A 23,261-nucleotide genomic window follows, 5' to 3' on the forward strand; every position below is an offset into this window, starting at 1 on the left:
TCACCGGCAATTCGCGAATGGGAAGAGGTGGCGGAACTACCGCACGTGCAGGGATCCGACGACCCGCTCGCAGGCTGCCTGCACCGCGTCCCGGCCGGATGCGGTGTACTGGCAGCCCACGCGCAGCCGCGTGCCGCCCTCGTGCAGCTGGTACCACTCGACGACCGGACCGCCGCGCCGCTCGCGGAAGTACACCACGTCCCGCCCGGCGAAACTGGCCGGCGCGCTGAAGCCGGAGAGGTCCTCCCCCGCGGCGCGACGCCTGTCGTACTGCGCGCGCACGCCGCGCACCGCCCGGTCGCGCGCGGCGGTGCTGTCGTAGGTGAGCTGTTCCGCCTCGACGAAGAGCCGATCGACCCCGTCCTCCCGGACGGCCGGGGTGAGCACCGTCCGCCGCGCGTCCGGCACCTCGTCGGCCACCACCCACCGGTCCGGTTGCCGGAAGCCGTAGCCGTACCGCCCGGCCTCGGCTGCGCCGCCGGTGAGCAGCACTCCGGCGAACACGGCGGCGAACCCCACGACGAGCACGGCGCACGCCGCGCCGACCGCGAGCGCCCGCCCGCGCCGGAGCTTCCGGGCGCCCCCGCGCGAGCGCCCGGTCGGTGCCACCGGACGCGTGCGGTCCGAACCGCCGATGACGATCGTGCGCACATCGCTGAGGCGCTCCGGCGGCGGCTCGGGCCCAGCGGTGCGCCGCGGCGCCGCTCCTCCGGGAGCGGCGTGCTGCGGGGCGGATCGCTGCGGGGCGGGGTGCTGTGGGCGCGCCGCCCACGGCTGCGGCTGCTGCGCGGCGCGGCCCTGCGCGCCCGGGGCGTGCTGGACGGGTGCGGCCCGCTGCCCGACCCAGTCGCCGGTGGGCGCGAGCCCGGCGCCGCGGGCCGGATCCAGCCGCACGGCGCGCAGCGCACCGCGCGCCACCACCGTCTCCGGTTGGTCCAAAGTGGTCGGAACGGTGCCGGTGCGCTCGTGCACCAGCCGCGACACCAGCGGGATCCGGCTCGAACCGCCGACGAGGAACACCCCGGCGAGCCGGTCGTGCGGCACGCCCCCGGCGCGCAGCGTGTCGGTCAGCAACCGCGCCGCGGCCGCCAGCGGGTCGTGGATGAGCCCTTCCAGGTCGCCGCGCGTGACGTGGGCGTCGGTGAACGGCGGCGGCAGCGGCACGTCGGTGTAGGCGTGCCGGGAGAGGGTTTCCTTGGCACCGCGGACGTCCTGGCGCAGCACGCGGCGGCGGCGCCGGTCGGCCATGTCGCGGCCGGACACGAGCTTGCGCCAGCCCGCGGCATCGGCGCCGCCGACGAGCCCGCCGATGTGCTCGAGCAGCAGCTGGTCGATGTCGGACCCGCCGAAGTTCGGATCGCCGCGCGTGGCCAGCACCCGGAAGGCGCCGCTCTGCTTGTGCACCACGCTGGCGTCGATGGTGCCGCCGCCGAGGTCGAGCACGGCCAGCGCCGCGCAGTCGGGCATGCCGTGCCCGGCCGAGTGGAACACCGCGGCCGCGACGGGCTCGGGGACGAGCACGACCTCGCGCGCGAGTCCGTCCGCGGCCTGCCGGAGGGCGCCGGTGCGCACCGCGCCCCAGTCCGCGGGGTGCGTCACCACGAGCAGGTCGACGGCCGCTCCGCCCGCGTTGCGGCGCGCTTCGGCGACGACGCGGCCGAGCACCGCGCGCACCACGTCGGGCACGCCGACCACGCTGTCCCCCAGCAGCAGTTCGCCCTCGTCGATGCGCCGCTTCGGGTGCGGTTCGAAGCGCGCCGGGTCGACGGCCGCCTGCCGTTCCGCCTCGGGGCCGACGAACAGGGTGCCTTCCGGCGCGCAGAACACGGCCGAGGGAACCAGCGGCTGCCCGTCGATCATCACGACCTGCGGTTCCCCGCCGTCGACGGAAGCCACCGTGCAGGTGCTCGAGGTTCCGAAGTCGATGGACACGTGCAGCGACACGCAGCAAACTCCTTCACCGTCGCCGGAGCGGTCTTCCGGCGCCGCTTCCGGCGCGCCGCGCCGGTCCCCCGGAGCACCTTAGAGGCCCCGCTTCCCCGCTCCGAACAGATGACACCTGATCGAGTGGTCCGAGATCGGAGTCCTTGACAGCTCGCGCCGCGCCGAGCGGACCGGCGAGTTCCCGCGAGGTGCCCCGGTAGACGGAAAGGGGCCTTCCCCGCTCCCGGCGGAGCGGGGAAGGCCCCTGCGCACACCCGACGCGCGGGCGACTACTCCTGCGGCAGGTGAGCCGTCTGGATCAGCTGCGGACCCCCGCGCAGGGAGCGGCTGGCCAGCGTCCCCCGCCCGGCGGGCAGGGTCTGCGAACGGATGTTGCCGATCAGCTGGCCGTCGTCCTTGTTCGCCGACATCGCCAGCCCCGGCGCCGAGACCTCGCGCATCTTGCCGATGATCGGCTCGAACAGCGCCCTGCTGGCACCACCGGAGTTGCGCACCAGCACCATGTGCAGCCCCACGTCCTGGGCCTGGGCGACGAACTCGGCCAGCGGAGCCAACGGGTTGCTGCCCTGCGGCGCCACCAGCTCGTAGTCGTCGGCGACGACGAACAGCTCCGGACCGCTCCACCAGGACCGGTTCTTCAACTGCTCCTGGGTCACGTCCGGCCCCGGCAACCGCTTCTTCAACGCGTTGGTCACGTCGCCCACGTTGTTCTTGAGCTGGTCGGCCGAGACCGAGTACTCCAGCAGGTGCCCGGTGTTGAGGAAGCCGAGCATCGTGCGCCGGTAGTCCACCAGCAGGATCAGCGCCTCCTGCGGCGTGTACCGCTCGGTGATCCCGCGCACGATCCCGCGCAGCAGCGAGGTCTTGCCCGACTCCCGCTCGCCGAAGGCGTAGAAGTGCGGATCGGCGTCGAAGTCCAGGTAGACCGGATTCAACCCGTCCTCGTTGACACCGATCGGCACCAGCCGCTTCTTCGGCTGCTGCTCCGGCCGCGGCAGCTGGTCGTACGGCAGCTCGTCCGGCAGCAGCTTGACCTGGGGGGCGGGTGCGCCCTTCCAGGAGCTGCGGACCCGGTTGACCAGATCGGACACGCCGTCGGCCAGGTCGTCGTTGTACAGCTCCCATGTCGGCCGCTGCGCGTCCCGCTCCTGCTCGGCGCGCTCCCGCTCGGCACCTTCGCGGTCACCGATGTTCTCGCTGTCCACGCGCGGCAGCGCGGTCAGGAAGTGCAGCTGCGAGGAGTGCAGACCGCGCCCGGGTCGCCCCTGCGGCACGTTGTCCGCGACCTTGCGGCCCATCTCCGACTCGGAGGTGTCACCGAGGCGCAGTTCCAGCCGGGTGCCGAGCAGGTCCTTCATCGCCGGGCGGATCTCGCCCCAGCGGTTGACGGTGATGAACACGTGCACGCCGAACGTCAACCCCTGCGCGGTGATGTTCATGACGTCCTGCTCGAGCGACTCGTAGTCCTCGCGGAACGTGCGCCAGCCGTCGATCATCAGGAACACGTCGCCGTAGGGGTCGTCCTCGATCTCGCCCCGGCGCTTGCGGGTGCGGAAGTCGGCCATCGAGTCGATGCCCAACTGCTGGAACCGCGCCTCCCGCTCCGCCACGAGGCTCTTGATCTCGGCGATCGTGCGGCGCACCGTGTCCTGGTCCCGGCGGCCGCCGAAACTGCCGACGTGCGGCAGGTCCCGCAGCGCCACCAGCGAACCGCCGCCCAGGTCAACGCAGTAGAACTGCACCTCCTGCGGCGTGTGCGTCAGCGCCGTGGAGGTGATCATCGTCCGCATCGCGTTGGACTTGCCCGCCTGCGGCGCACCGGCGATCGCGCCGTGCCCGGAAGCACCGCTCAGGTCCAGCATGAGCAGGTCCTGCCGCTGGTGGTAGGGCACGTCGATGAGCCCCACCGGCACCTGCAGGCGCCCGCTGCCCGCGTACCCGGCGGCGGTGTAACCGCGGTCGTCGGTCTGCTGCAGCGGCGGCAGCAGGGTGTCCAAAGTGGGCGGCGTGTCCAGCGGCGGCAGCCACACCTGGTGCGCCTGCGGTCCGCCGGAGCGCCAGATCTTGTCGATGACGATCTGGAAGTCGGTCGGGGCCAGCGCGTCGGGCTCCTCCTGCTCCGGCTCCTCCTCGACGACCTCGGGCTGCTCCGGTTCCGGCGGCTTCTCGACGTAGTCCGGGATGAACACGCGCGGCATCTTGTCGCCGGTCACCGGCGAAGCGGCCTGCGTGGACGGTTTGCGCCCGCTGGTCTGGTGCAGGTGCCCGGAGACGTAGGCGGCGCGGAACCGCTCGACCCCGTTGGGGTGCTTCAGGTAACCGTGACCACCCGTCGCCGGCAGGTCGGCCGCGTCCGGAACGCCGATCGCGGCGCGGGACTCAGCGGCGTTGAACGTCTTCAACCCGATCCGGTAGGACAGGTGCGCGTCCAGGCCGCGCAGCTTGCCCTCCTCCAACCGCTGCGAGGCCAGCAGCAGGTGCACCTGCAGCGAACGCCCCAGGCGGCCGATCATCACGAACAGCTCGGCGAACTCCGGCTGCTGGGCCAGCAGCTCGGAGAACTCGTCGATGACGACGAACAGCGCGGGCAACGGCTCCTGCGCGTACTCGTCGCCGGCCTCGCGCATCTTCCGGTAGTCCCAGACGTTCTTCGCGCCCGCCTTGTTGAGCACCTCCTGGCGGCGGTTCATCTCACCGGACAGCGCGTCGTACATCCGGTCGATCAGGGTGGAGTTGTCCTCCAGGTTGGAGATGCTCGCCGAGACGTGCGGCGCCGGCTCGAAACCGTTGAACGTCGCACCGCCCTTGAAGTCGACGAGGACGAAGTTGAGCATGTCCGAGGAGTGCGTGGCCATCATGCCCAGCACGATCGTGCGCAGGAACTCGGACTTGCCGGAGCCGGTCGCGCCGATGCACAGGCCGTGCGGGCCCATGCCGCCGGAAGCGGTCTCCTTGATGTCCAGGTGGACGATCTCGCCGGTCTCGCCCGGCCCCATCGCCACGCGGTAGAGGTCCTGCACCGAACGCGGCCGCCACGCCTCGTTGAGGTCGAACGTCACCACGTCGCCGGCCAGGCCGAGCTGCTCGACGTAGTTCAGCGGCGTCGTCAGCGGCTCGTACCCGCCGCTGTCCGATTCGGCCGCCTGGGGACCGCCGGCCAACCGGTACGGCGAGAGGCGGCGCGACATCGCGGAGGCCTCGGACATGGTGAGCGTGTCCGGCGCCCCGAACCACTCCACGCCGCTGGCCCCGCGCGCACCGATCCGGTCGGGATCGACCACCATGCGCATGCCGCGGCGCTGGGTGACGCGGCCGAGCGACTCGGACAGGTCGATCATCGTCACGCCCGCCAGGCCGCCCTCCAGCACGAGGTGCTCCTCGCGGCTGATCTCCGCGTCGTCGATGACGATGACGATGTGCGGCTCGCCCTCCGGCGCCGCCGCGTTGCGCTGGAAGCGCTGCCGGTCGGCCAGCTGCTCGGACAGCATCTCCTCGATCGAGCCCAGCGAACCGGACATCAGGCGGCGCGGACCGATCCCGTCGGTCTCCGTCGGGTGCTGGGCGTGCGGCAGCCACTTCACCCAGTCCCACTCGCCGCGCGCGCGTCCGGCGCTGGCCACGGCGATGCGCACGTCCTCCGGAGCGTGGAAGGTGGCCAGCTGGGCCACCATCGCGCGGGCGACGGACCGCGTGAGCTCCCGCTCGCCCTGCAGGCCGATCGCGGCGAACCCGCGCAGCGACATCGCGATCGGCAGGTCCGGCACCAGCGAGTGCGCGCGCACGAAACGGCGCAGCGCGAGCGTGGTGATCGGCTCCAGCTCGTCGACAGGCCCGGTCTGCGGTGGCACGAGCCGGGTCTCCAACCGCTGGGAACCGCGGCCCACGCGCAACTGGCAGAAGTCGTTGTCTCCGGGGCGGCGCTCCCACATGCGGCGCGTTCCCGCCACCGACCACAGCGTCTGCGGATCCGGGTGCACCCACTCGCGGGCCTGCCGCTGCTCATCGGCGGCCTCGCGCGCGCGGTCGCGCATCTGGCCGAGGTACCGCAGGTAGTCCTTGCGGTCCTCGTTCATCTCGGACTTCTTCTGCCCGCCGCCCTGGCCCCCTCCGGCCATCATGCCGACGGTGCTGACCAGCATCATCATCGGCATCATCATCATCATCGGGTTGTCCTTGGCCCGCTGGAGCATGAAGACCATCATTCCCAGCGAGGCGACGATCATGACCGCCGGAAGGATCTTCTGCACGATGTTCCCGGGGACCGCGCGGGGGATCTCCGGCGGTGGTTCGAGATGCACCTCACCACCCGGCGGACGCGGCGGCGCCAGGCGCGCCATGCGTTTGAACTGCAGCGTACTCACCGACGCAGCAACCTTTCCGTCCTCTACGAGCCTGCACGCTTGGCTCGCGGCATTCTGTCCCGTCCTCGCGCCATCGCCGAACAGGCCCCTGCGACCGCGTGCGCACCGCGCTCACGTCGTGCCGTGCTCGACCGCGTGCGAACCGATTGCCACGAGTTGCACCAAACCCGTCACCCGATGGCGGTTGGTGTGCCCATACTAGGGGCGCTGTCCGACCGGGTGGGTCGGTTTCGCAAGAAAAGACCGCGCTTGGTTGGATCGAACGGACAGAGTGCGCGCCGCCGCGTCCGGACACGCGGGCACGGGCGCGCGCACGCAGACAGCAAGGCGACCAAGGGAGTAGGGGGCCCAAGTGGCGACCGGAACCACGGTGTTCAGTCGCGTGACGGTGGTGGCGCCGAGCACGCGCATCGACCTGGCGCTGCCCGCGGACGTGTCGGTGGCGGACCTGCTGCCGATGGTTCTGGAGATGGCCCGCGAGGTCACCCAGGACGGCGGCTCGCGACACGGCGGATGGTGCCTGGCAAAACTCGGCGACAGCCAGCCGCTCGACCCCAGTCAGACGCTGGCGTCCCAGGGGATCGTCGACGGCGACATGTTGCAGCTGCGCAAACGTTCCGACAACCCGCCGCCACCGCTGTACGACGACGTGGTGGACGCGCTCGCGGACGCCGAACCCGGTAGCTACCGGCCGTGGACGAAGGAAACGGCGGCGCTGATCGGCCAGGTCGCGGGCGCGCTCGCGTTCCTCGCCGCGGCCGTCGCGCTCGGACTGGCGGGGCCCGTGGTGCTGCTGCACCCCGGTGTCGGCGGTGTGCAGCCGCTGGTGTTCCAGATCGTGGCCGCCGTGGTCGCCACCGTCGTGGCGATCTTCGCCACCGGCGTCGGAACGATCGTCACCAAGGCCTACGGGGCGTCGACCACGGGCACGGTGATCGCCGCAGCAGGCGGGTTGTCCATGGCCTTCGTCGCCGGGTTCAACATCGTGCCCGGCAACACCCTCGAACCCCGGCTGCTACTGGCCAGCGCGCTGGTGCTCATCTTCGCCGCGGTGGCGCTGATGCTGCTCGGAACCGGGATCATCACGTTCATCGCGGCGGCCGTCGTGGGCACGTTCGCCACCGCGTCGTTCCTCGTGGCCACCCTCATCGGCCAGGCCCCGGCACCCGGGATCGCCGCCGGTGCCGCCGCCGTCGGCCTCGCGGGCATCTCGCTGCTGCCCCGACTGACCATCCAGCTGGCGCGCCTGCCGCTGCCGCAGGTCCCCGGCACCGCCGAGGACCTCAAGGAGGACACCACCTTCCCCGATTACCGGGCGATCGAGCGGCAGACCGGTGTCGCGCACCAGTACATGACCGGTCTCATCATCGGCTGCGGTCTCACCGCCGCGCTCGGCGCGGTCATCTCGGCCGGGTTCGGCGGTGTCTGGGGCACCGTCTACGCGGTCGTGGTCGCCGCGGTGCTGCTGCTGCGCGGGCGCAACTACGCCAACGGCAGCCAGGCGATGGCGCTGCTGCTCAACGGGCTGCTCGCCGCCGCCGGTGTGACCGCGGGCCTGCTGGTGCAGGTGGCGCTCTGGCCGACGGCCGTGGCGTGGTCCTTCCCGCCGCTGCTGGTGCTGGCCGTGCTCGCGCTCGTCTTCGGCGTGGTCTTCCCCGACCGCCGGTTCTCGCCGGTGCAGCGGCGCACCGTGGACATCCTGGAAGCCGTGCTCATCGCGGCGGTGCTGCCGTTGGCACTGGCCGTGATGGACGTGTACATGATGATCCGCGACCTGAACCTGAACCTGTTCTAAAGGGGCAGCCGATGCGCGAACGACTCCTCCGCGCCCGCGGTCCCCGGCGGACCCTCGCGCTGTCCACCGCCCTGGGCGTGCTCGTGCTCGGCGGTCCGACGGCACCCGCGGTCGCCGACTCCTCCTTCGAACCGCCGGAGCTGACGCCGACCACGGTCCCCGGCGGTCCGCTCACCCCGCAGCCCGGCGACTTCCAGCAGCAGGAGGGCTGCCTGCAGGGCACCCGGGGTGGACAGACCATCGAGGAGAAGCCCTGGAGCCAGCGGTTCCTCGGCTTCGAGCAGGCGCACGAGCAGGGACTGACCGGGCGGGGCCAGACGATCGCGGTCATCGACACCGGTGTGAACCCGCACCCGCGCCTGGCCGTGGACGGCAGCGGCGGCAGCGCCGTGCCCCGCGGGGGCGCGAACGACGACTGCGACGGCCACGGCACCGCCGTGGCCGGCATCATCGCCGCGCACCCCGACCCGCAGACCGGGTTCGTCGGCGTGGCCCCGGACAGCACGATCCTGTCCATCCGGCAGTCCTCGCAGAAGTTCGTCAACCAGGGCAACGACCAGACGGTCGGCAACACGGCGACGATGGCGCAGGCCGTGCAGCACGCCGCCGAGGCCGGTGCCAGCGTCATCAACATCTCGCAGTCGTCCTGCCAGGCCATCGCCGAGGCCACCGACCCCTCCTCGGCGCAGTACGGCTTCAACAACCAGCTGCACCAGGCGGTCAAGAACGCCCACGACAGGGGCGCGGTCGTCGTGGCCGCCGCGGGCAACACGACCGACCAGTGCCAGAAGAACCCCTCGGGCGCGCCCACCACCGCGGTGCTGCCCGCCTGGTTCGACGACTACGTGCTCACCGTCGGCTCGGTGAACCAGCAGGGCGCGCCCTCGGAGTTCACCGTGCCCGGGCCGTGGGTCGACGTCGCCGCGCCCGGGGAGAACCTCACCACCCTCGACCCGGGGGTGGGAGGCGTCGGACTGGCCAACCAGCTGCAGAGCAGCCAGGGCCAGCCCGAACCCATCATGGGCACGAGCTTCGCCGCGCCGTACGTGTCCGGGCTGGTCGCGCTGATCAAGCAGGAGCACCCGGAGCTCGGTCCCGGCCAGATCATGGAGCGCATCGAGAAGACCGCGCTGCACCCGGGCGGCACGGACGGGCGCAACGACATCGTCGGTGCCGGCGTCATCGACCCGATGGCGGCGCTCAACGACGTCGTGCCCGCCGAGCACGGGGTGTCCACGAACACCAGCCAGCCGGCGCGGCTGGACGCCGACGTGCTGCCGCCGCGCGACTGGCCGGCGCTGCTGACCGCGCTCGGCGGAACGGGGGCGGGCATCGCCGCCATCCTGTTCACCGCGTTCCTCATCAACGCGCGCCGCAACCTCCGCTCGCGGCTGAACGCGCAGCGCACCAACGCGCAGGAGTAGCGCGGGCAGGAGCGGCACCGCCCGCTGCGGACCGCGAGGAGCACTGCGGGTCCCGGACCGGCTCGGTCCGGGACCCGCTGTCGTGCGGGGCACCTGTCGTCCCGGGCCCGCCGTCGTCCCCGGGGCTGCTGTCGTGCTGGGCCAGCTGTGCGGGGCCGTCTTCGCCCGGTGCCCTCTTCGTCCGGGGGCGGGGCGCGGCGACCGCGTCCGCGACCTCCGCCCCAGCTCGGTGCGACCGGACCGCGCCCCGCACCGGCCCGATCCCGGAGCGCACCCCGGCAGCGCACCCCCGCAGCGCTTCACCTGCGCTGCGGTGCACCGCACCCGCAGGCCCCGGAGGCCCGCCGCTCCGCCGGCGGTACCGCGGACAGCACGCGGTCCCGCCGTCCACTCGGGACGGCGGGACCGCGTTCCTCGGACGTGCTCGAGAACGTTCCGCACCCGACCAGCCGGGGTCCCGCCGCGCACAGCGGCGGAAACCCGGTCGGAGGGACCGGCTCAGCCGGCCTGCTGCTGCGAGCCCTGTCCCTGCCCCTCCTTCTCCGGCGGGCGGTTCACGCCTTCGCCCGGTTCCACCGCGTCGTAGGTGAAGCTCGCCTGCGCCGGGTCGAGGAAGTCGCCCTGCGGCAGGCTGCGCATCAACCAGGACGGGCCGGACTTGATGTCGGCCGCGCTGTTGATCACACCCAGTCCGCGCGCCGTGGCGACGTCCTTGATGCCGTACTGCACGCCCTGATCGGTGACGAGGAAGATCGGGCCGGAATCGGAGCCCGACTCGTTCGACGTGCCCCGCACGACCGCCGCCTGGCCCGCCGGCAGGTGGAACCTGTCCACATTGGGCCCGGAACCGTCGGCTTGCGCCAGCTTGACCGGGCTCCGGCTGATCGACCCCTTGTTCAGCGTCACCGTGATGTCGTGGTCACCGCGGTCGTTCTTCCAGCTCAAGCACGAGGTGTCGGACTGCTGGAAGTTCACCGGGGAGGGCACCGCGTCCGGGAAGGAGTCCAGCGCGGTCAGCTTGGCGGCCTCGTCGGCCTCCGGCGCCTCGGTGATCTCCCCGGTCGCGTTCGGCAGCTCCTCGTTGCTGTACTTCGCCGCGTGCACCGCAGCGGCCGCACCCTGGGAGATCTCCTGCTTGCCGCTCGGCAGCAGCAGGAAGAACTCGTCCGGGTTGCCTGCGACGCTGCGGCGGACCACGTCGCCCGCCGCGTACTGCCCGGTCATGTAGTCGACCTGGCCGGTCGGCAGCTGCGGGACCGACAGCTCGGAGACCCTGGGGATCGCGTTGAGCATGTTCGTGCTGATCGTGCGCGGCGTGGTGCCGTTGAGGCCGTACATGTCCATCACCGCGCTGTCGTCCTCGTCGACCAGCGCCTTGACCGTCCGCGCGTGCGGGTGGCCCGCGATCCCGTCCCCGACGCGGTACACGAGGTAGCGGTCCCCGGAGGACTGGTCCTGCACGTACAGCGCCTGGTCCGGGCGCAGTTCCGCGCCGTGGTCGCGCTGACCGCCGACGACGGTGGTGCGCACGTCGGTGGCGGACTCCACCCGCGCGTCGTTGAAGGTGTCGCGGACCTGCCCCTCGTCGCAGATGGCCCAGGTCGGCGCGGCCTGGTTGCCGCCTTCCGGCAGGTACTGGGGCGCGTTGACCATGCCCGTCAGCGAACCGCGCGGGATCTCCGAGAGCGCGGCCTCCTTGACGGTCGTCGGTTCGACCGGCCCGCTGCCCTGCGCACCGCCCTGGGCCATCACCAGCAGCTTCGCCGAGGTCATGTTGAGCATCGGGATCAGCCGCTTGTCCGCCCGGTCATCGGAGGTGACGACGAAAACGCTGCCGCTCTCCTTCGCGATGACGACGTTGCCCGGTTCCGGCACGTTGCCCTTCCCGCCGAACAGGCCCCACACGAGGAACCCGATCATGCCGACGCAGGCGACGATCGCGCCGACCACCGTGGCCCGCTTGTGCGAGCCCATCGGATCGTGCAGCATCACCGCGTCCTTGCGCACCAGCGCGGACTCCATGCGGCGCAGCACGAACCGGTACGCCTGAACTTGCGACTTCGTCGTGGGTGTTGTTGCCATTCTTCGCCTACAGCTCTCCCGTCCGAGGTACGGTTCCGCAGGATAGTCCTCAGGGGATGCCGAATGGGTGCGGTTCGACCAAGTCCGTCAGTATTCTCTGCACGCGCCAACGATCCGACCACCTACTCGCGTGCCGTGCGCCGCGTAACAGCGAGGGGGAAGACCGAACGGATGTCCGTGACGACACAACATCCGGCCCAACCGAATGCGCCCCAACCGAGTGCGCAGGGGTCCGCGAACCCGCCGCGTGCGCGCATCCGCGCGCGCCGGCGCCGGTTGAACGGCGTGACCCTGGGGGGCATGCCGGCGGCCAACATCGTGCTCATCGAGGTCGGCCTCGCCATCGGCCTGGTCCTCGTGCTCATCGACCCGGTGCTGTGGCCGGTGTCGATCGGGGTGGCAGCGCTCGCCCTGATCCTGGCGGTGCTGCGCCGCCGCGGCCGCTGGTTCACCCAGTGGTTCGCGCTCCTGCTCGACTACCGCGGGCGCGACCACACCAGGGTGGCCGAACCGCCGAACGTCGACGCCGCGGAGCCCGCCGAGGACCTCGACGGCGACGGCATCATCGGCCCGGACGAGAACCACCGCGTCGCGCTGCTGCGGCTCGCGCTGCCCGACCTCGTCGTCGCGCGCAGCCAGGACCACGACCGCAACCCCGTGGGAATGGCCTTCCACAACGGCAAGTGGACCGCGGTGCTCATGGTGGAGCCGACGCCGTCGCTGCTGAACTCGGTGAACAACGCGCCCAACCTGCCGCTCGGCGTGCTCTCGCCGTGCCTGGAGGACCGCGGCGTGGTGCTCGACGCGATCCAGGTCATCTGGCACTGCTACCCGGGGAGCGCCGCGCTGCCGTCGAACTCCCCCGCGCTGGACTCGTACCTGGAACTGCTCGGCCCGCTGCCGGCCGCCGCGCGCCGCACCACGTGGGTGGCGCTGCGGCTCGACCCGCAGCGCTGCCCCAAGGCCGTGGGCGAACGCGGCGGCGGCGTCGTCGGCGCGCACCGCGCGCTCATCGGTGCGCTCTCCCGCGTGCGCAACGCGCTCGAGGGCGAGGGCGTGCCCGCGCGCCCGCTCTCCCCGGACGAGCTGCTGCAGGCGGGGATCTCCTCGGCGGAGCTGCACAGCGTGCTCGGCTCGCAGCGTTCCGTCGGGCTCAAGGAGCGCTGGAGCGGCGTCACCGCGGGTGGCGTCGGACACTCCAGCTACGCGATCACCGGCTGGCCCGCGCAGACCACCCACAGCCTCAACGCGCTCACCGGGATCCGGGCACTGTCCACATCCATCACGCTGTCCATCGCGCCGTCCGGCGAGGAGGACGAGGTGGCCCTGCGGGGCGTCGTCCGGGTCAGCGCCCGCACGCCCGAGGAGCTCGACGCCGCCGACGACAGGCTGCGCACCATCAGCAACAGGCTGGGGATGACGCTGACGCCGCTGCGCGGCAACCAGCTGTCCGGATATGCGGCGACGTTGCCGCTGGGAGGTGCCGTATGAGTCGCAGCAGGACGATCGACGTCCCCGGCAACCAGGGCAGTGCGCCGGAGTTCCTCGTGCCGCCGGAAACCCTGGAGGCGGTGAGCCCCTCCGGCGACCGGGGCGGCATGCTCATCGGCTCCGGCCCGCAGGGCGAGGCGATCGCCGCTTCCATCCTCCGGCCGCACCCCACGCGGATGGTCACCGTGGGCGGGCTGTACTTCGCGCGGCAGCTGGCGCTGCGCGCCATCGCCACGGGCGCTTGGGTCATCATCGCCACCGGGCGCCCCGCCGCGTGGAAGGTGCTGGAACGCGCCGCCGGCCAGACCCCCGAGGGCAAACCGGTCCCGCTGATGCAGATCCGGCGGCTCACGCCGTTCGACCTGCCCGGCGCCTCGGAGGACACGCCGCTGCTGCTCATCCACGACGGCGGTGCGGTTCCGCAGGAGCTGTTCCCGCCGCGCGCGCCGTGGCAGACGACGATGTACGTGCTGCCGTACCTGCACCCGCAGATCAGCAGCGGTGCCGTCGCGAACACCGCGGACCTGGTGCTGATGCAGCGGCTGCCGCTGAACCAGGCGCAGCTGGCCCAGCGCATCTGGAGCCTGCACCCGCAGCAGGTGCAGCAGTTGACCCAGCTGCAGGACGACGGCGTCATCGCCCTGGGCAACATGATGTGGTCGCCGATCCGCCTGGTGACGAACACGAAGGAGCAGGAAGTCCTCGGTCCGATCCGCCGCGGCGACTGAGGCGCGCCGGCGCGCCCCGGTCGGCGCGGTCCGGTCGGCGCGGTCCGGGCGACACGGCGACCAAGGGACTCCGCGGATTGGCTGGCGTAGCGGACCGGGTGGGGGAACCTCCGGCTCGGCCCCCGTCGTGCTCGGCGCCCCGTCGTGCTCGGCGCCCCGTCGTGCTCGACGCCTCATCGTGCTCGGCACAGCACGCGACGCCCGCACCCGACACGCGGGGGCCCGACACGCTCGGGGTGGGAGCATTCCTCGAAAATGTTCCCACCCCGGGCCCGCTGCAGGCCCGAAAGCTCGGGTCGCTTCCAGCAGTGGTGCCGCTCCCAGCGGCCCCGCCTCCCAGCGGTCCCGCCTGCCAGCGGCCGGTTCAGCCCAGGCTGCGGCGGGCGCGGGTGTGCTCCGCGCGCGCGGCGAGCTCCGCGGCCGGCGGGTAGTCGACACCGACGAGCACGAGCCCGCGGGCCGGGGCCACAGCGCTGGTGCGCTGCTCGGACTCGAGCAGCTGCGCCGGCCAGTCCGCACCGCGGCGCCCGTCCCCCGCGAACAGCACCGTGCCGACCAGACCGCGCACCATCGAGTGGCAGAACGCGTCCGCGGAGAGCTTCGCCACCAGCAGGTGCTGCTCCACCCGCTCCCAGGTGAACTCGAGCAGTTCGCGCACCGTCGTCGCGCCCTCCCGCGCCTTGCAGTAGGCCGCGAAGTCGTGCAACCCCACCAGACCGGCCGAGGCGGCGTTGAGCGCGTCCACGTCCAGGGGGTGCTGCCACGCCAACGTGTCCCGGCGGCGCAGCGGATCCGCGCCCCACGGGGCGTCCGACACGCGGTAGCGGTAGTGGCGCCGCAACGCCGAGAACCGGGCGTCGAACCCGGGAGGTGCGGGTTCGGCGGACAGCACGCGCACATCGGCCGGCAGGATGCGGTTCCACCGGTGCCGCATCCGGTCCAGATCCGGCAGCCCGCGCTCGTCCACCGGCAACCGGGTCTCCTCCTGGGTCAGCGGCACCGCGTCGAGGTGCACCACCTGCTCGGTGGCGTGCACCCCGGAGTCGGTCCGCCCGGCCACCACCACCGACCGCGGCACCTCGCGGCCCGGCGGCTGCTTCGCCAGCGCGTCCTCCAGCAGCCCCTGCACCGTGCGCAGCCCCGGCTGCCGGGCCCAGCCGGCGAAGTCCGTCCCGTCGTAGGCGACGGTCAGGCGCAGACGAACGAGCCCGCCACCCCCGGTCGGGGCAGCGGGCTCGTTCGCACCGTTGTCACGCGCGATGTCAGGACTCATCCTTCTTCTCGCCCGCGGACTCGTCAGTGGACTCGGCGGCCTCCGCGGCCTCCGCAGTCCCCTCGACCTGAGCCTCGGCGGACTCCGCCGTGTCCGGCGCGGCCTCGGCCTGCTGGTCCTTGGCGAACTTGGTGCCGCGGGCGGCCTCCGCCTCGGACGTCGCGGTCTTCTCCTGCACCAGGGCGATGATCGCCATCTGGGCGTTGTCGCCCTTGCGCGGGGCGGTCTTGATGATCCGCGTGTAACCACCGGGGCGGTCGGCGTAGAACGGACCGATCTCCTCGAAGAGCTTGGCCACCACGTCCTTGTCGCGGATGGTCTTCATGACCTGGCGACGGTTGTGCAGGTCGCCCTTCGTGGCCTTGGTGATCAGCCGCTCGGCCAGCGGGCGCAGCCGCTTGGCCTTCGCCTCGGTGGTGGTGATCTTCCCGTGCTCGAACAGCGAGGTGGCCAGGTTGGCCAGGATCAGCCGCTCGTGCGACGGGGACGCGCCGAGACGCGGTCCCTTCGTCGGGGTGGGCATCGCTTGCTCCTCTCACTGCGGCCCGGAAACCGGGCACGCACAGCTACAGCTGCTCAGTCTCCGCGTAGTCCTGGCCGTCGTCGTAGCTCTCGAAACCGGTGTCGTAGCCCGTCTCGTACGACGCTTCGTAGCTCGGCATGTAGTCGGCGGCCTCGGCCCCGACACCACCGACCGGACCCAGCTGCTCGCCCTCGTCGGAGAAGCCCTCCGCCGGGTACTCCGCGGCAGCGGCCGAGGGGTCGAATCCGGGCGGGCTGTCCTTCAGCGACAGGCTCAGACCGGCGAGCTTCATCTTGACCTCGTCGATGGACTTCGCACCGAAGTTGCGGATGTCCAGCAGGTCGGCCTCGCTGCGCGAGACCAGCTCGCCGACGGTGTGAATGCCCTCCCGCTTCAAGCAGTTGTAGGAGCGCACCGTCAGGTCGAGGTCCTCGATCGGCATCGCGTAGGCGGCGATCGTGTCCGCCTCCGCCGGCGAGGGGCCGATCTCGACGCCCTCGGCGTCCACGTTGAGCTCCCGGGCGAGCCCGAACAGCTCGACGAGGGTCCGGCCGGCCGACGCCACCGCGTCCCGCGGGGTGATCGACGGCTTCGTCTCGACGTCGAGGATCAGCTTGTCGAAGTCCGTGCGCTGCTCCACACGGGTGGCCTCGACCTTGTAGCTCACCTTCAGCACCGGCGAGTAGATCGAGTCGACCGGGATCCGGCCGATCTCCGCACCCGCCTGCTTGTTCTGCATCGCGGGGACATAGCCACGACCACGCTCGACTACGAGCTCGATCTCCAGCTTGCCCTTCTGGTTGAGCGTGGCGATGTGCAGATCCGGGTTGTGCACGGTGACACCCGCCGGCGGCACGATGTCCGCCGCGGTGACCTCCCCGGGCCCCTGCTTGCGCAGGTACATCGTCACCGGCTCGTCCTCTTCGGAACTGACCACCAGCTCCTTGATGTTCAGGATGACGTCGGTGACGTCCTCCTTCACGCCCGGGATCGTGGTGAACTCGTGCAGCACACCATCGATGCGCAGGCTGGTGACGGCCGCCCCCGGAATCGACGAGAGCAGGGTGCGGCGCAGCGAGTTGCCGAGGGTGTATCCGAAGCCCGGCTCGAGCGGTTCGATGGAGAACCGCGACCGGGTCTCCGACACTGTCTCTTCGGACAGCGCGGGTCGCTGGGAGATGAGCACTGGTCTTTTCCTTTCCTCACGGCGCCCGCCATTTGACGCCGATGGGATGGCACGCCCGCCGCAGCGGGCCGGTGGTGGCCTCCTTCTCCACCACCGAGGCGCCCGCCGGCGGTCCGCGGACCGCCGGCGCCGCGCGTCACTTCTTCGAGTAGAACTCGACGATGAGCTGCTCGGTGACCGGCGTGTCGATCTGCGCGCGCTCCGGTGCCTGGTGCACCAGGATCCGCAGGTTCGACGGAACGACCTGCAGCCAGGCCGGGGCGGGACGCTCGCCGAGGGTCTCCTTGGCGATGACGAACGGCGTCATGCTCAGCGACTTCGGCCGCACGTCGATGATGTCCCACTTGGTGACCCGGTAGCTGGGGACGTCCACCTTCTGGCCGTTGACCAGGAAGTGGCCGTGGCTGACCAGCTGGCGGGCCATGCGGCGCGTGCGCGCCAGGCCAGCCCGGTAGACCACGTTGTCCAGCCGCGTCTCGAGCAGCTGCAGCAGGTTCTCACCGGTCTTGCCCTGAAGCCGGTGCGCCTCCTTGTAGTAGGCGAGGAGCTGCTTCTCCAGCACGCCGTAGGTGAAACGCGCCTTCTGCTTCTCCTGCAGCTGCTGCAGGTACTCGGTTTCCTTGATCCGACCGCGCCCGTGCTGCCCCGGCGGGTACGGACGACGCTCGAACGACTGATCACCGCCGACGAGGTCGACCTTCAACCGGCGGGACTTGCGGGTCACGGGACCGGTGTAACGAGCCATGGTTCTCTACTCTCCCTTCCCGCGTCAGACCCGGCGACGCTTCGGCGGGCGGCAGCCGTTGTGCGGCTGCGGGGTCACGTCCTGAATGGTGCCGACCTCGAGCCCGGCGCCCTGCAGGGAGCGGATCGCCGTCTCACGCCCGGAACCCGGTCCCTTGACGAAGACGTCGACCTTCTTCATGCCGTGCTCGGCGGCCTTGCGGGCGGCGTTCTCCGCGGCCATCTGCGCGGCGAACGGGGTGGACTTCTTCGAGCCCTTGAACCCGACGTGGCCGGCGGAGGCCCAGCTGATCACCGCACCGGTCGGGTCGGTGATCGACACGATCGTGTTGTTGAACGTGCTCTTGATGTGGGCTTGCCCAGCCGCTACGTTCTTCTTCTCCTTGCGCCGCACCTTCTTGACGGTGCCGGCGCGCCCCTTGGGTGGCATAAGTGTCGTGATCTCCTAGCGAGGCTTACTTCTTCCCGGCCTTCTTCTTGCCGGCGACCGTCTTCTTCGGCCCCTTCCGGGTGCGGGCGTTGGTCTTGGTCCGCTGCCCGCGCAGCGGCAGGTGACGACGGTGCCGCTGCCCCTGGTAGCTGCCGATCTCGATCTTCCGGCGGATGTCGGCCTGGACCTCGCGGCGGAGGTCACCCTCGACCCGGTAGTTGTTCTCGATGTGCTCGCGCAACTTGGCGAGCTGCTCGTCGTCGAGATCCCGCGCGCGGACGTCGAGCGCGATGCCCGTCGCGTTCAGGATCTCGCGGGACCGAGTGCGACCGATCCCGAAGATGTACGTAAGAGCGATCTCCGCACGCTTGTCCATGGGGAGATCGACTCCGACGACCCGTGCTGCCATCGGGGTCCCCTTCATCTCGGCCAGGTCTGCTCCTCCGCCGCCTCCGCATCCGCGGAGCCCCGGCCTGGCCCGGGGGTCAGCCGGCCCGACTCGTGGGCCGGCAGGCCGGAGGAGGCCTTCTCTCGCTGTCGCTGCGAGCGAAGCTGCGTCAGCCCTGCTTCTGCTTGTGGCGCGGGTTGGTGCAGATCACCAGCACGTTGCCGTGCCGCTTGATGATCTGGCAGCTGTCGCAGACCTTCTTCACACTGGGTTTGACCTTCACGGCCGCTGCTCTCCTGCTCGGACACGTGCCCGGTGCTCCCGGACACCGTGGAGGTCACTACTTGTAGCGGTAGACAATGCGCCCACGGGAAAGGTCGTACGGGGAAAGCTCCACGACGACCCGGTCCTCGGGCAGGATGCGGATGTAGTGCTGTCGCATCTTGCCACTGATGTGTGCGAGGACCTGGTGGCCGTTCTCCAACTCGATGCGGAACATCGCGTTGGGGAGCGGTTCGATGACCCGACCCTCGACCTCAATGGCCCCGTCTTTCTTGCCCATGTCCTCCGCGTTTCGTGACGGTGACGGTTGATCGGACGGTCGTCCGCGCCGCGGGGTCGGGGCCGACCTCACGACAGCGCCCTGCGCAGCACCGGTGCGAACGCGGTCGCAACCCGAACGCAAGTCCCGACCGGACCCCGCACGCCGTTCCCAGTCCGCGCCCCGCTGCCGCCGAAACGCCCCTGCGACCGCGGTTGCCCGATGACCCCAGCGCCCCGCCGCGCGGAACCACTACGATCATGGAGCCGGTGACCGCCGCGGCCCGCGCGGGGCGGGCCGCTCACGGCCCGGTGCCGCATCCGGGCAGCCCGAGCGGGCGTGACCGGAACAACACCGGATCAACTGAGATTCTGGCGTACGCAGGCGTCGGACATGCATTCCCGACACTACGAGTGCGCCGATGCTCCATCGTACGCCTCGGAGCTCCGGCCCCCGCCATCGGGGCTGCTCATCTCGCGTACCGCCACACAGTGTACAGGCCGGGAATCGCACGCATCACCAGCGCGGCGCGCAGGTTGCACCCGGCCACTCCCCCTCACTAAGTTCGATCACGTTCGATGCAGGACTCGCCGCGCGGTCCGCGACACCGGTTCCGACGCCCTCGGCCCGCACCGCTGGCCCGGCGCCTCGGGGTCCCGCGCATCGGGTCCGCAACGCCCCGCATCCGGGCACCCGCGCCGAAGGTCCGCTCCTGCCGGGCACGGCGTCGTGACCTGCGGAGGGCGGCCCCCGCCCGAGCCCGGTTCGCGGGCGGTCGCCACCGCCCGCTGGGCGCGGCCGTGCCCGCACCGCCGCGCCCGCCAGGATCGCCCCACCGTCGGTCCGCACGGCACACACCGAGGAGAAAAGTGACAGCCAGCCCGCAGCGCTCCCGCCCGCTCGCCCTCCCGCGCCGAGCCGCAACCGCGCGTCCCGGCAGCACCGGGCTCGGGAACAAGGTCAGCGAGTACCGCACCTTCCTGGACAACGCGGTGCGGAAACCCCGCATGATGGGGGCCGCCACGCCGACCTCGTCCGCCGTCGCCGCCACGGTCGCGCAGGTGGTGCCGACCACCGGGGAACCCGTGGTCGTCGAACTCGGCCCGGGAACCGGCTCGCTCAGCGAGGGCATCCACCGGCGCCTGCCCGGCGGCGCCCGCCACATCGGCATCGAGCTCGGCGCGGAGCTCGCCGACCACCTCCGCACGCACAAGCCCTGGATGGAGGTCGTGCACGGCGACGCCCGCGAGCTCGGCTCGCTGCTGGCCGGACTCGGCGTCGAGCGGGCCGACGCGGTGATCAGCAGCATCCCGTGGTCCCTGCTCGACGAGGAGCAGCAGCAGCGCATCCTCGACCAGGCCGCCGGGGTCCTCGGCGGCGCCGGCGCGTTCACCGCCGTCACCTACCTGCCGGTGGCGCGGAGCTCCAGCGGCCGGCGCTTCCGCCAGCGGATCGACCGCACGTTCGACGAGGTCCTCACGCACACCACGTGGCGCAACCTCCCGCCGATCCTGCACTACCTGTGCCGCCGCCCCCTGCGCTGAGCCGGGCCGGCGAGCCGGCCTTGCGCTGAGCCGGGCCTGCGCTCCTGCACTGGGCCGGGCCCGGCGAGTCAGCCCTGCGCTGAGCCGGGGGCGGCGCCACCCGGCCGCGCGAGCGCTCCGGGCGCACCGCCGGACCGCGGCGGTCCCGGAACGCGCAACTCCCGGGGCTCGGAAGTCCCAGGACTCGGGGCACCGGACCTCCGGGCGTCCGAGCCTCCGCAGAAGCGGCCCGGAGAGGTCGGCCCCGGAGAGACCGCGGGGCGACCGCGGAATTGCCCCGCGAGGACCGCGGCGGGACGCTCCTGGTGGGCAGCCCGTTCCCGACCGGCAGGGAGGCCCGGTGAACACCGCATCGCACCACCCCGCGGAGACAGCACGCGAGTACTGGACGTTCGCCCGCCGGGCGCTGCGCGCACCGGCCACCGTGGGCGCGGTGCTGCCCACCAGCGGCCGGGTCGGCGCGGCCGTGGCCGGCGTGGTCCCCAGCTCCGCCGTCGCCGCCCCCGACGACGGACGCGCCCCGGTCGTCGTCGAAGCCGGCCCCGGAACCGGAGCGCTCAGCGAGCGCATCGCGCAGCGCGTCAGCCCGGCCACCCGACAACTCGCCATCGAAGTCGACCCCGAGCTCGTCGCCTACCTGCGCCGGCACAAGCCCTGGCTCGACGTCATCCACGGGGACCTCGCCGATCTGCCCGAGCACCTCGCCGAGCGCGGCATCGGAACCGTCGACGCGCTCGTCACGAGCATCCCCTGGACGCTGCTCGACGCGGACCGCCAGCGCCGCCTGCTCGATGTCTGCGCACGCGTGCTCGAACCCTCGGCGCCGTTCACCACCGTCACCTACGTCACCACGCTGTGGCGCCGCTCCACCCGCGACTTCCTCGCGCTGCTCGGCGCGACCTTCGACGAAGTGCTGCCGCGGAGCGTGGTGATGCGGAACGTCCCGCCGGCGAAGATCTACGTCTGCCGCCGCCCCAAGGTCCGACCGCGCTGATGCCGCGAGGCGGGGATCAGCCGCAGCTCACCGGTCCTCCCCGGCCCCGCCGAACTGGACTCGTTCCAGAGAGCGCAATTTTCATGAAAATTGTGAATCATCCCCACCTGACCGGGGGACGAACGATCACCACACCATCGGGCGTGCATCAAGCGGTCACCCCGGGTGCGGCCTCGCTGCCAGGAGGAGCTCAGTCGGCCGGTCGGATCACTCCTCAGGAGCCGGCCGGATCACTCCTCGGGAGCGGTGAGCACCCAGGGCCCGTTCTCGGTCACGGCGACGGTGTGCTCCCAGTGCGCCGCGCGGGAACCGTCGAGCGTGACCACCGTCCACTCGTCGTCGAGCTCCTCGCTCTCCGCCGTCCCCCCGGTGAGCATCGGCTCCACCGCGATGGCCATGCCGACGCGCAACTTCGGACCCCGCCCCGGCTTGCCCAGGTTCGGCAGGAACGGCTCCATGTGCATCTGCGTACCGATGCCGTGCCCGCCGTACTCGGCGATGATGCCGTAGTCGAGGCCGTCGACCGCCGCAGCGTCCCGCGCCGCCGTCTCCACCGCGTGCGAGATGTCGGTCAGCCGGTTGCCGGGGCGGATCTTCTCGATGCCCGCCCACATGGCCTTGCGCGTCGCGGCGGAGAGCGCCCTGTCGCCCTCGGCGACCTCGCCCACCTCGATCGTCACGGCCGAGTCGCCGTGCCACCCGTCGAGGATCGCACCGCAGTCCACCGAGAGCAGATCACCGTCGGCGAGGACGTCCCCGCCCGACGGGATGCCGTGCACGATCTTCTCGTTGATCGACGTGCAGATCGACCCGGGGAACCCGTGGTAGCCCTTGAACGAGGGGACCGCGCCGGCGTCGCGGATGAGCTGCTCGGCGACCTCGTCCAGCTCCGCCGTGCTCGCACCCGGCTGCGCCTGCCGCGTCACCTCGGCCAGCGTGCGGGACACGATCAGGCCCGCCGCGCGCATCGCCTCGATCTCGCCGGCGGACTTCAACTCGATGCCCCGACCACGTCGCAACACGTCGCGCTCCCCTCCCGTTCGTACCCGCCGGGCGCCGCCGAACCCCGGGCGCCGGCGGAACGGCCGGACCGGCGGAGTCCCCCGGTCCGGCCCGCTGCCTCAGCTGCGCGCGCGCACCGCCTGCAGCGCGCGCTCGGAGATCTCCTCGATCGTCCCGACCGCGTCGATCGTGACGACCTTGTCGCCGTAGTAGTCCAGCAGCGGCTCGGTCTCCTCCCGGTAGACCGCGAGCCTGCGCCGGATCACGTCCTCGTTGTCGTCCTCCCGGCCGCGCTCGAGCATGCGCCGCACCAACTCGTCCTCGCCGACCTCGAACTGGAGCACCGCGCTGAGCTCGACGCCGAGCTCGGCCAGGATCTCACCGAGCACGTCCGCCTGCGGCGTGGTACGCGGGTACCCGTCCAGGAGGAAGCCCTCGCGCGCGTCCGGCTCCGCCAGGCGCACGCGCACCATCTCGTTGGTCACTTCATCCGGCACGAGCTCACCGGCATCCAGGTAGGACTTCGCCTTCACCCCGAGCGGGGTCTGGTTCCCGATGTTGGAGCGGAACAGGTCGCCCGTGGAGATGTGCGGAACCGACAACCGCTCGCTGAGCACCTCGGCCTGCGTGCCCTTACCCGCCCCCGGGGGGCCGAAGAGAACCAATCGCACCAAGGGTTTGCCTCCGAATCCAATCGCTGACGCGCGCATCGCGGCGCGCGCCCGCTGCCCTCACCACGCCGGCGCCGCCGGCGTCGCGCCGACTTTACGTGGCGCGCACCGGACCGAGGTATACAGGTGCGCACCCGACA

General features: G+C 71.7%; 19 protein-coding genes. 6 read left to right on the top strand and 13 right to left on the bottom strand.

The features are described from left to right. Positions 1 to 36: 36 nt before the first annotated feature. Both ACVGV0_RS20675 and eccCa read right to left on the bottom strand, forming a co-directional pair. Positions 37 to 1,944: a type VII secretion-associated protein gene (locus tag ACVGV0_RS20675; protein WP_459157347.1), complete on the bottom strand. Its 1,908-nt coding sequence runs from the start codon at positions 1,942 to 1,944 to the stop codon at positions 37 to 39. 269 nt (positions 1,945 to 2,213) lie between these two features. Beyond that, on the bottom strand, positions 2,214 to 6,305 hold the full coding sequence (gene eccCa, locus ACVGV0_RS20680) for a type VII secretion protein EccCa (RefSeq protein ID WP_459157348.1): 4,092 nt from the start codon (positions 6,303 to 6,305) through the stop codon (positions 2,214 to 2,216). A gap of 352 nt (positions 6,306 to 6,657) precedes the next feature. Here eccCa and eccD point away from each other — a divergent pair, with 352 nt between their 5' ends. Further along, on the top strand, positions 6,658 to 8,100 hold the full coding sequence (gene eccD, locus ACVGV0_RS20685; protein WP_459157349.1) for a type VII secretion integral membrane protein EccD: 1,443 nt from the start codon (positions 6,658 to 6,660) through the stop codon (positions 8,098 to 8,100). Between the two features lie 11 nt (positions 8,101 to 8,111). Further along, positions 8,112 to 9,524: a type VII secretion-associated serine protease mycosin gene (mycP, locus tag ACVGV0_RS20690; protein ID WP_459157350.1), complete on the top strand. Its 1,413-nt coding sequence runs from the start codon at positions 8,112 to 8,114 to the stop codon at positions 9,522 to 9,524. Between the two features lie 498 nt (positions 9,525 to 10,022). Here mycP and eccB read toward each other — a convergent pair whose 3' ends face one another. After that, positions 10,023 to 11,606: a type VII secretion protein EccB gene (eccB, locus tag ACVGV0_RS20695; protein ID WP_459157351.1), complete on the bottom strand. Its 1,584-nt coding sequence runs from the start codon at positions 11,604 to 11,606 to the stop codon at positions 10,023 to 10,025. Positions 11,607 to 11,906: 300 nt separating this feature from the next. On the opposite strand from eccB, the gene eccE reads away from it, so the two are divergent. Together eccE and ACVGV0_RS20705 are read left to right on the top strand one after the other, a co-directional pair. Beyond that, entirely contained in the window at positions 11,907 to 13,097 is a 1,191-nt protein-coding gene (gene eccE, locus ACVGV0_RS20700; RefSeq protein WP_459157352.1) for a type VII secretion protein EccE, read from the top strand. Further along, positions 13,094 to 13,825 carry a hypothetical protein gene (locus ACVGV0_RS20705; protein WP_459157353.1) on the top strand — a complete coding sequence of 244 codons (732 nt, stop codon included), beginning with the start codon at positions 13,094 to 13,096 and terminating at the stop codon, positions 13,823 to 13,825. The genes eccE and ACVGV0_RS20705 overlap by 4 nt, the downstream gene beginning before the upstream one ends. A gap of 364 nt (positions 13,826 to 14,189) precedes the next feature. Here ACVGV0_RS20705 and truA read toward each other — a convergent pair whose 3' ends face one another. From truA to infA, 8 genes are all read right to left on the bottom strand, one after another. After that, a complete protein-coding gene (gene truA / locus ACVGV0_RS20710) occupies positions 14,190 to 15,098 on the bottom strand; it encodes a tRNA pseudouridine(38-40) synthase TruA (RefSeq protein WP_459157354.1) in 909 nt (302 codons plus the stop codon). Next, positions 15,088 to 15,621, bottom strand: coding sequence for a 50S ribosomal protein L17 (gene rplQ / locus ACVGV0_RS20715; protein WP_459157355.1), 534 nt, complete (start codon positions 15,619 to 15,621; stop codon positions 15,088 to 15,090). Before rplQ ends, truA begins: the two co-directional genes overlap by 11 nt. Positions 15,622 to 15,664: 43 nt before the next feature. After that, positions 15,665 to 16,807 (bottom strand): DNA-directed RNA polymerase subunit alpha, encoded by a 1,143-nt coding sequence (locus ACVGV0_RS20720; protein WP_459157356.1) that lies wholly within the window; start codon positions 16,805 to 16,807, stop codon positions 15,665 to 15,667. A gap of 136 nt (positions 16,808 to 16,943) precedes the next feature. After that, positions 16,944 to 17,552 (bottom strand): 30S ribosomal protein S4, encoded by a 609-nt coding sequence (gene rpsD, locus ACVGV0_RS20725; RefSeq protein WP_459157357.1) that lies wholly within the window; start codon positions 17,550 to 17,552, stop codon positions 16,944 to 16,946. Between the two features lie 24 nt (positions 17,553 to 17,576). Next, positions 17,577 to 17,981: a 30S ribosomal protein S11 gene (rpsK, locus tag ACVGV0_RS20730; RefSeq protein WP_459157358.1), complete on the bottom strand. Its 405-nt coding sequence runs from the start codon at positions 17,979 to 17,981 to the stop codon at positions 17,577 to 17,579. Positions 17,982 to 18,006: 25 nt separating this feature from the next. After that, positions 18,007 to 18,390: a 30S ribosomal protein S13 gene (gene rpsM, locus ACVGV0_RS20735; protein ID WP_459157359.1), complete on the bottom strand. Its 384-nt coding sequence runs from the start codon at positions 18,388 to 18,390 to the stop codon at positions 18,007 to 18,009. Between the two features lie 148 nt (positions 18,391 to 18,538). Next, entirely contained in the window at positions 18,539 to 18,652 is a 114-nt protein-coding gene (rpmJ, locus tag ACVGV0_RS20740) for a 50S ribosomal protein L36 (RefSeq protein WP_459157360.1), read from the bottom strand. A gap of 57 nt (positions 18,653 to 18,709) precedes the next feature. Continuing rightward, positions 18,710 to 18,931, bottom strand: a complete 222-nt coding sequence (gene infA / locus ACVGV0_RS20745; RefSeq protein WP_114451020.1) for a translation initiation factor IF-1 — start codon at positions 18,929 to 18,931, stop codon at positions 18,710 to 18,712. A gap of 848 nt (positions 18,932 to 19,779) precedes the next feature. Between infA and ACVGV0_RS20750 the strand changes: the two genes are divergently transcribed. Both ACVGV0_RS20750 and ACVGV0_RS20755 read left to right on the top strand, forming a co-directional pair. Continuing rightward, entirely contained in the window at positions 19,780 to 20,454 is a 675-nt protein-coding gene (locus tag ACVGV0_RS20750) for a class I SAM-dependent methyltransferase (protein WP_459157361.1), read from the top strand. Between the two features lie 340 nt (positions 20,455 to 20,794). Then, the gene (locus tag ACVGV0_RS20755) at positions 20,795 to 21,448 is read left to right on the top strand and encodes a class I SAM-dependent methyltransferase (RefSeq protein WP_459157362.1); all 654 of its coding nucleotides are present in this window, start codon (positions 20,795 to 20,797) and stop codon (positions 21,446 to 21,448) included. Positions 21,449 to 21,678: 230 nt separating this feature from the next. On the opposite strand, the gene map is transcribed toward ACVGV0_RS20755, so the two are convergent. Together map and ACVGV0_RS20765 are read right to left on the bottom strand one after the other, a co-directional pair. Further along, a complete protein-coding gene (gene map / locus ACVGV0_RS20760) occupies positions 21,679 to 22,470 on the bottom strand; it encodes a type I methionyl aminopeptidase (RefSeq protein WP_459157363.1) in 792 nt (263 codons plus the stop codon). Positions 22,471 to 22,569: 99 nt separating this feature from the next. Next, a complete protein-coding gene (locus tag ACVGV0_RS20765; protein WP_459157364.1) occupies positions 22,570 to 23,124 on the bottom strand; it encodes an adenylate kinase in 555 nt (184 codons plus the stop codon). Between the last annotated feature and the right edge of the window lie 137 nt (positions 23,125 to 23,261).

The sequence above is a fragment of the Salinifilum ghardaiensis genome (assembly GCF_054491345.1).

Bases quoted from the DNA above. Each gene is read 5' to 3' on its own strand.
- eccB (WP_459157351.1), bottom strand. From the start codon at position 11,606: ATGGCAACAACACCCACGACGAAGTCGCAAGTTCAGGCGTACCGGTTC.
- ACVGV0_RS20705 (WP_459157353.1), top strand. From the start codon at position 13,094: ATGAGTCGCAGCAGGACGATCGACGTCCCCGGCAACCAGGGCAGTGCG.
- rpsK (WP_459157358.1), bottom strand. From the start codon at position 17,981: ATGCCACCCAAGGGGCGCGCCGGCACCGTCAAGAAGGTGCGGCGCAAG.
- truA (WP_459157354.1), bottom strand. From the start codon at position 15,098: ATGAGTCCTGACATCGCGCGTGACAACGGTGCGAACGAGCCCGCTGCC.
- infA (WP_114451020.1), bottom strand. From the start codon at position 18,931: ATGGGCAAGAAAGACGGGGCCATTGAGGTCGAGGGTCGGGTCATCGAA.
- eccE (WP_459157352.1), top strand. From the start codon at position 11,907: ATGCCGGCGGCCAACATCGTGCTCATCGAGGTCGGCCTCGCCATCGGC.
- rpsD (WP_459157357.1), bottom strand. From the start codon at position 17,552: ATGGCTCGTTACACCGGTCCCGTGACCCGCAAGTCCCGCCGGTTGAAG.
- mycP (WP_459157350.1), top strand. From the start codon at position 8,112: ATGCGCGAACGACTCCTCCGCGCCCGCGGTCCCCGGCGGACCCTCGCG.
- rpsM (WP_459157359.1), bottom strand. From the start codon at position 18,390: ATGGCAGCACGGGTCGTCGGAGTCGATCTCCCCATGGACAAGCGTGCG.
- rplQ (WP_459157355.1), bottom strand. From the start codon at position 15,621: ATGCCCACCCCGACGAAGGGACCGCGTCTCGGCGCGTCCCCGTCGCAC.